This is a genomic window from Mesorhizobium sp. M7A.F.Ca.CA.004.04.2.1, from assembly GCF_004022825.1.
In the GTDB taxonomy this organism is placed as follows: Bacteria; Pseudomonadota; Alphaproteobacteria; order Rhizobiales; family Rhizobiaceae; genus Mesorhizobium.
In genome coordinates this window covers 1-539 of sequence record NZ_RZPH01001721.1, presented here as the reverse complement: position 1 = coordinate 539, position 539 = coordinate 1, and the positions used below count along the sequence as shown (strand labels likewise).

The window sequence follows — 539 nt, the reverse complement described above, 5'->3', positions numbered from 1 at the left end:
CCCGTCTCGATCGTCCGCAAGGACATCATTCCGCTGATGCGGAAGGATCCCGATTATCTCAAGGACAGCCACATCCGCCTGTTCGCGCCGGATGGCAGCGAAGTCGATCCGATGAATGTGGACTGGTCGACCGACGACGCCGCCAAGTACCGTTTCCGCCAGGATCCCGGCTCGGAAAACGCCATGGCCTCGGTGAAGATCAATTTCCCGAGCCCTGACGGCGTCTACATGCACGATACGCCGCAGCAGAGCCTGTTCGGCAAGATGTTGCGTTTCGATTCCTCGGGCTGCGTGCGCGTGCAGAATGTGCGCGACCTCGTCACCTGGATCCTGCGCGACACGCCCGGCTGGGACCGCCAGCATTTCGAGGCGGCGATCAAGACCGGTGAAAACACGCCGATCCAGGTCACCAATCCGGTGCCGGTCCACTTCCTCTATCTCTCGGCCTGGTCGACCGGTCCGGGCGTCGTGCAGTTCCGCGACGACGTCTACGCGCTTGACGGCAACAACGAGCTGCAGATCACGTCTGCGCTATAAAC

Annotated in this window: 1 protein-coding gene; it reads left to right on the top strand. The window is 61.8% G+C overall.

The features are described 5' to 3' along the window. On the top strand, nt 1-537 hold a 537-nt coding region (locus tag EN893_RS37205), incomplete at its 5' end, for a L,D-transpeptidase family protein (RefSeq protein WP_164901558.1). Nucleotides 538-539: the final 2 nt, after the last annotated feature.